The organism is Rhizobacter sp. (assembly GCA_021153565.1).
Classification (GTDB): domain Bacteria; phylum Pseudomonadota; class Gammaproteobacteria; order Burkholderiales; family Burkholderiaceae_C; genus Albitalea.
Window position 1 is genome coordinate 1 of record JAJKJU010000043.1, and the last position, 6,436, is coordinate 6,436.

General features: G+C 63.3%; 4 protein-coding genes and 1 pseudogene. 2 read left to right on the forward strand and 3 right to left on the reverse strand.

Annotated features, from left to right (window positions below; genetic code table 11):
- Nucleotides 1-89: 89 nt before the first annotated feature.
- A complete protein-coding gene (locus AC30NL_RS03100) occupies nt 90-686 on the reverse strand; it encodes a hypothetical protein (RefSeq protein ID WP_489462550.1) in 597 nt (198 codons plus the stop codon).
- 1,152 nt (nt 687-1,838) lie between these two features.
- On the opposite strand from AC30NL_RS03100, the gene AC30NL_RS03105 reads away from it, so the two are divergent.
- Nucleotides 1,839-3,149 (forward strand): immunoglobulin domain-containing protein, encoded by a 1,311-nt coding sequence (locus AC30NL_RS03105; RefSeq protein ID WP_489462551.1) that lies wholly within the window; start codon nt 1,839-1,841, stop codon nt 3,147-3,149.
- A 744-nt stretch (nt 3,150-3,893) separates the two neighbouring features.
- Here AC30NL_RS03105 and AC30NL_RS03110 read toward each other — a convergent pair.
- Nucleotides 3,894-4,727, reverse strand: coding sequence for an SDR family oxidoreductase (locus AC30NL_RS03110; protein ID WP_489462552.1), 834 nt, complete (start codon nt 4,725-4,727; stop codon nt 3,894-3,896).
- 99 nt (nt 4,728-4,826) lie between these two features.
- On the opposite strand from AC30NL_RS03110, the gene AC30NL_RS03115 reads away from it, so the two are divergent.
- Nucleotides 4,827-5,783 carry a helix-turn-helix transcriptional regulator gene (locus tag AC30NL_RS03115; RefSeq protein WP_489462553.1) on the forward strand — a complete coding sequence of 319 codons (957 nt, stop codon included), beginning with the start codon at nt 4,827-4,829 and terminating at the stop codon, nt 5,781-5,783.
- Between the two features lie 116 nt (nt 5,784-5,899).
- Here the strand turns inward: AC30NL_RS03115 and AC30NL_RS03120 are convergent.
- A pseudogene (locus AC30NL_RS03120) lies at nt 5,900-6,109 on the reverse strand (PLP-dependent aminotransferase family protein); the annotation flags it as partial.
- Between the last annotated feature and the right edge of the window lie 327 nt (nt 6,110-6,436).

The window sequence follows — 6,436 nt, forward strand, 5'->3', positions numbered from 1 at the left end:
AATCGAGCGAAAACCTCACCAATTTCTGGCAACAACTCATCGTCAAGTGGTCACTCAACGGCGCACTTGAGTTGAATATCGAAATGCTCTCAGCCTCTGAGTCCACGCTGAGGAGGCGAGACGGACTCGCGAGTCTCATACTGCGAATGCTCGAAGGGAACGATCGGAAGCGTGTCGCTGCTCGGCGCAAGCGGTGGTCCTGCCTGTGGTCGTAGTTCACGCAGCAGCGAGTCCGTCCCTTCCTGGGCGATGGCCGACGCGTCGGGATGCTGCCCTGCAGCCGTGCCCTCCACCCCCTCTGGCGTCACTTGCTCGGGCGTTGTCTGCTCGGAGGTCACCTGCGGAGCTGCACCCGACGTGCTCGCTCCCGCGTCGCCGGAGCTTGCAGGTTGCCGGCTCCGCCAGTCAACTGGGGCGAACAGTCCCGCCCTCATACGTTCGTCCTCCGCCTCGGCCTTACGTTCCAACGGTACCTCAATAGCGTTGTCCGCGAGCATTTCGATCAGGCGCGGCCGCTTGCCCTTGTTCTCGGCGCGCTCGTTGGACTCCAAAGTCTCCTGGTTCTCGGCGCGAGCCTGCTCAAGCCAATCGGCGCTGAACTGCAGAGCAAGCGGATCGACCTCATCGAGCTGGCTGGACTTGGATGCCTTGGATTTCGAATGTCGCCGGGTACTGAATAGGCTCATGACCTTGCGCGTGAGCCCGTTCTTCTTCGTTTGACCCGGCGCAACAGAGGCTGACGTGGAAGCTTCAGCTTGAATTTCTGAGCTCACCTCGAGAGGTAATGCCCGGCGCGGAGCAATAGCTTCTTCTTTGCGGGTGGAGGAAGCTTGCGAAGTACGCGAAGACAGATTCACACGAGTCTGAGGCAGGGCGCCACGAGCGGAAGTTCGGGTGCTGCCCGAGTCCTCGTCATCCTTGACCTTTGGGAGCGAGATGCAGAGATCTACCTTGATGATGTTGCCGAATGTCATGTTCTATTCCTCAAGCGGATTTTTGAGTTGTCTTCGGCCGAAGCTTCGGGCAATCTGCCCCGAGGGAGGCCAGTGGGCCAGCAAACTGCCACTTGCGCCCGCCACATGGAAGGGGCCGACCAGTTGACAGTCGCCGGCAGCCTGCGGCCATGCATGAGACCCATGAACAGCGAGAGTTCCGAGGTCGCGAGCAAGACAGCGCGGCATCGCCGCTCTGCAGTTCCCGTGCCCCAAGGTCGGTCGACATGACGAGCACCTGTGCCGCCAAGTCGATGCAACGCTGACTTCCCGAATCCTTGATCCGCAGCTGATCAAGCCCTTCGCAGCTCAGGGTCAAAACTCTCTCCAGACCCAAGAAGGCGCGTGCCTTGTAAAGCAACTTCGCCATTGATGCGGCACATTTTGGGAGGGGCATTGAGAAGGGGGACGGAAGCCGGGCACGATTTCGGGAAGATTGCAGGCCGGCCAACACTGGTGTTTTCCCCAGACGATCGATCTCGGCCGGAAAGGGCAGGTGGCAGTGCCGGTTGCTCCGCCGGCCGTTCTTGGCACGTACCTGATCCGAGAACTCCGCGAACGGAGTCGATTGGATCGACCATGCTGCGCAGTTTCGGGGTACTGCGTCATATGCTGCAGTGCAAACGCGAGGTGGCGTGCGCATTTGCGAAACGTAGACCGAGGCAAAAGTGTCCCAAACGCGAGGGTAAAAGTGTCAATCTGGCGCCAGCGACAGAGCGAATACTTCTCAAACGAAGGCCTGGCGCGGCTTGCGATGCGAGGCAAATGTGTCGTCGGAGATACTACCGCCCGTACGAAGCGGCAGCCGCCGCCGAGACAGACAAGAAGCATCCCCGGGGAAATTTCATGAAGACCAGCTTTGCCGGCACGACCGCCGCGCTCACCTCTGCCTGCCTCATCGCCGCGTGCGGGGGTGGCGGATCAGACTCCAGCACGCCGACGGCCAAGAACCCGCCCGCGCTGACGTCGCAGCCAGCCAGCGCCCCCGTGCTGACCAGCGATACGGCGACGTTCACCGTCGTCGCCACGGGCGCCAATTTGAGCTATCAGTGGCAGAAGAACGGGGCGGACATTGCGGGCGCGACCTCGGCAAGTTTCACGACTTCGGCGGTCACCTATGCCGACAGCGGCGCACAGTACAAGGTCGTCGTGAGCAACCCGGACGGCAGCGTCACGAGCGCTGCTGCCAGCCTCGCGCTGAAGCTGAGCGCTGATCAACAGGCCTATGAAGACCTGATCCTCGCGCCCGGCGGTGGCAGCCACCAGCTGCACTGGAACCTCAATTTCTCGGGCCCTCAGGTCAGTGGCACCAACTACGCATCCTCGGATTTCGCGGTGATGGCGGCGTCGCCACTGACGGCGGGGCCGCAGCCATCGACGCAGTCGCAGCCGGTGAACATATCGAGCACGCTCGCTTTGCTGACCGGCACACCGACGCGCGTCCTGAAGAACGGTGCGATTCTGGTCGTGCCGGTCAACGGGCCGATCAACGTCGCGTCATACACCGGCAGCAGCGTCAAGATCGACGCGCTGGCCAACGACGGCGTCACCGTGGCCTTCACCCAGGTCAGAAGCAACTTCTCCACCGTCGCCCTGAGCGGAGCGGTCGTTGCCGCCCCGGCGGATCTGGCGCACTGGCATAACTCGTTCTGGTCCAATACCGCCATCTTGAATCCGGCCGTTTCGTTCGCCTCGGGTGCCGCTTACGTGAAGTACACGGCGGTCAATCAGGGCGACCGCTTCACGGTGTTCGACTGTGTCGGCGCGACCACCGACGCGAATGTGGCGCCCTGTGCCGCCTCGACCACCCTGGATGCCGCGTTGACGGCCGGCCTGCTCTCGAACAGCGATGGCAAGACCTATCACCAGGCCGACGGCACGATATCAACCGTAGGCGGCGTGCCGGTGTTCGTTGCGACGGTCGCGCGTCCGGTCTCGGCGACGCTCAGTTCAACCGTGCAATACCGCGTGTACTTCCAGCTCAACGGCAACGTCTACACCGGTGCGTTGACGAAGGACGGCCAGGTTCTCGGAGGCAGCTATTGGGTCTCCAACCCAGGTGCGGCCAGCGTCACGGACCGGCTGACGTTCTTGCCGTTCCAGATTCGCATGAACAAGAAGGCGCGCGACAGCATCGCTTCGGCAATGCAGATCTGACAGCTTCGCTTCGGCGATGCAGGTCTGACAGCATCGCTTCGGCAATGCAGATCTGACAGCTTCGGCCCCCGAGAACGCGCATCGTTGACGGGGTCGGTCAAGCTTGATCAGGCTTCAGTGCGAAGCCGACATTCACGATCGACAGATGGTCGGCAGTGTGAGTTCCCGGGCTTCGCCGACAGCTGACCTTGGCCGGCCTGGCCCACGCATCGAAAGTCAGCTTCCAATGGCGGCCTCGTACTCACGCTGGCGGCCACTATGGATAGATTTCAACTAGGGATAGAGATTCAACGGCGCACCCGCATCGACCCTGTGTACGCGGCACGTCGGGGCGCGCGAAGCCTTTGCATAGTTTTTGCGCCATTGGGGCACGCCAGCGATTCGAACGCTCATCTCTACAAGGCTGCGTGTCGGGGGCCACAGACGCCATCCCGTCACTCGACCGCAGAAACTATGGTGAGATAAACACCGACCGACCGAGCCAGAACCCGCACCACAGCAGCGAAAGCAACGCCCTGGCCGTACGAACTACACCTAGTTGAGATCTATCCATAGTGGCCGTCATGGATATCTATCCATGACGGCCAGGAGCCGCCACTACGGAAGGGCCGCTTCCCGGCGGTTCAATGTGCGCACGCCCGGGTGTGCCTGGTCGTAATGCCACGGGCGGCTGATGCAGTGCAAAGTATGCCGCCGGCAACGGACAGGGCGGCAGGCGACGCCGCCGCCCTGCCTCCGCGCGCCTCAGACCCAGCTGGCCCGGTAGTCCTTCGCGTACTGCTCGATCGTGCGCGGCGCCTGGCCGGTGATCTGCTGCACGGCCTCGGTAGTGCGCTCGGCGTAGCCCGCCTTGAAGTAGCCCAGGATCAGAACGAGGAACTCTGCGTAGTCCTGGGGCAGGCCAGCGCCCAGCAGCCCCTGCAGCAGGGCGTCGGGCGTGATGTCGGTGAAGCCAATCTGCTTTCCGGTGGTGTGTGTCAGGATGGCCGCCACTTCGGCATGATCCAGCGCGCGCGGGCCGGTGAGGTCGAAGTCGCGGTTGGCGAAGACCTCACCGGTAAGCAGCCGGGTGGCCACGGCCGCGATGTCCCGCGCATCGATAAAGCTACCCTTGGCCGCGCCCACGGGCAGGAAGATCTGACCGGCCGTCTGGATGCCGTGCAGCCAGAAGGTGTTGAAGTTCTGCATGAACCAGTTCGGCCGGATGATGTTGTAGGCTAGGCCCAAAGCTTCCAGCCGGCGTTCGGCCTTGCGCATCGGCGCGTTCTCGTCGGCGTTGGCGCCCATGGCCGTCATCAGCACGACCTTCTTCAGGCCGCGCGCCTTGGCTTCGTCGATCAGCGGCGCCAGCAGCGCTTCCTGATTGGCATGCCCAGGCGGGGCCAGGAAGAAGGCGCGGTCCACTCCGTCGAAGGCCGCCTTCAGGCCGGCCTGGCTGACGAGATCCAACTGCACCTGGTCGGCGGCGGTGGGCTTGCGACTAGTGGCCTTGACCACTGACTCGCCCTGGGTGACCAGCAGGCGGGAGAGTTCGGAACCGACGGTGCCGCTGGCGCCGACGACAAGGATGTGGGGCATGGAATGCTCTTGGGTTGGGTTGCGATGATGGGCATCTTGCCCAATCGGCGTCGAACCCGAAATGGACACTAGTACAACTTTCATGTCCAATCGTCCTTAATGGACCTGCTATCAGACATCCTCCAAGACGCCGGCCTGCGCCGCCGCGTGCTGGGCCTGCGCGCCATTCCTGCCAACGTGGTGCTGCGCTTCCCATGCGAGAAAAGCATCGGGCTGCATGTGGCGGTGCAGGGGCCGGTGCATGTGCATGCGCCCACGCTGGCCGAGCCGCTTGCACTGGCCACCGGCGACGTGGCTTTCATGACGCGCGGCTGCGACCATGCGCTGAGCGTGGGCCCCAGCCTCACCGGCCTGCAGCCCCAGACAATCACGCACGAGCTCGGGCCCATCCTGGCGGGCGCCAGCGTCGTGGTGGGTGGCGCCTACCAGCTGTGGAACACGCCACTGCACCCCCTTTTTGCCGAGCTGCCCTCCTGGACCGTGCTGCGCGCCGACGCGCGTCCGCGGCTGGGCCCACTGGCGCTGGCCGCCGGGCTGATGGAACAAGAGATACGCGCCGCCGAGCCGGGCGCCGACACCATCGTGCAGGCGCTGCTCGACATGGTGTTCACCTACACGCTGCGCGAGATCGCGGCTGAGCGTGGCCAGGTCGGTCACGGCTGGAGCCACGCCGCGCGCGACCCGCAGGTGCGGCGCGCGCTGACGCTGATGCACGAGCGCAGCGCGCACCCGTGGACGCTGGACGAACTGGCTCAGCACGCGGGCTTGTCACGTACGGCGCTGGCCGAGCGCTTCCGCGATGCCATGGGCGACACGCCGCTGAACCACCTGCGCATGCTTCGCATGCAGCGCGCCATGCGCCTGCTGGCCGAAACCGACCACAAGCTGGAGGCCGTTGCCGCCGAGGTGGGCTACCAAGACGCCTTCAGCTTCTCCAAGGTTTTCAAGCGCACCGTGGGTGTGTCGCCAAAGGCCTTTCGCCAGCGCGATGAAGCCGACAAGAGCCACCCCTGGCGCCTGGGGATGGGCGTCAGGTTCGCGACGCAGCGGCCGTAGGCGTCGAACGCCACGGTCTTGCCAAGAATCCCCGGCTGAATCGAAGCAGATCGTGCGCCCAGCCACTCTTCGTTCGTCACTACGTCAAGAACATGAATTCCAGTGACCGAGTCATAGGAGCCAGGTGCAATCTTGATGCCGCGGTCCAGCGCAGCAGCAAACAGCGTATCGCCGCTCGCGCCCTCGGGCAGTTGCACCCACAGCAGCATGCCGCCGTCGGGCAGCGTGAGGCGCGTGCCGACCGGGAAGTGCGTCGCCACCAGATCGGCATAGGCGTCGCGGTGGCTGCGCAGCGCCTCACGCAGTCGACGCACGTGGCGATCGTAGCCCAAGCTTGTCAACTTTTAGCCCATTTCCCGACGTCGTCGGCCGCAAACCCGCATGAATGCTAGGGGTCGCTCGAAAAGTGAAATGTAGTGCCATAATATTTTGTAACTGGTGGACATTTGCTCTTCGTTTCGTGCAGCATGCGCGATATTCATTACCGACATCCTCAAGCTGCAGTTCCGTTGCCAGGAAACCGACTTACTACATGTCCCATCCCGTGTGATAATGTGCCAATCCGCAGCTGGCCGCTGTTCCGAGCCAGAGACCTTTTGCGGGGTGTTATCGAAGCCTTCCAACACGAGAAAAGCCAGTGAGTCGAGTCCATC

Bases quoted from the DNA above. Each gene is read 5' to 3' on its own strand.
- AC30NL_RS03100 (WP_489462550.1), bottom strand. From the start codon at position 686: ATGAGCCTATTCAGTACCCGGCGACATTCGAAATCCAAGGCATCCAAG.
- AC30NL_RS03105 (WP_489462551.1), top strand. From the start codon at position 1,839: ATGAAGACCAGCTTTGCCGGCACGACCGCCGCGCTCACCTCTGCCTGC.
- AC30NL_RS03110 (WP_489462552.1), bottom strand. From the start codon at position 4,727: ATGCCCCACATCCTTGTCGTCGGCGCCAGCGGCACCGTCGGTTCCGAA.
- AC30NL_RS03115 (WP_489462553.1), top strand. From the start codon at position 4,827: ATGGACCTGCTATCAGACATCCTCCAAGACGCCGGCCTGCGCCGCCGC.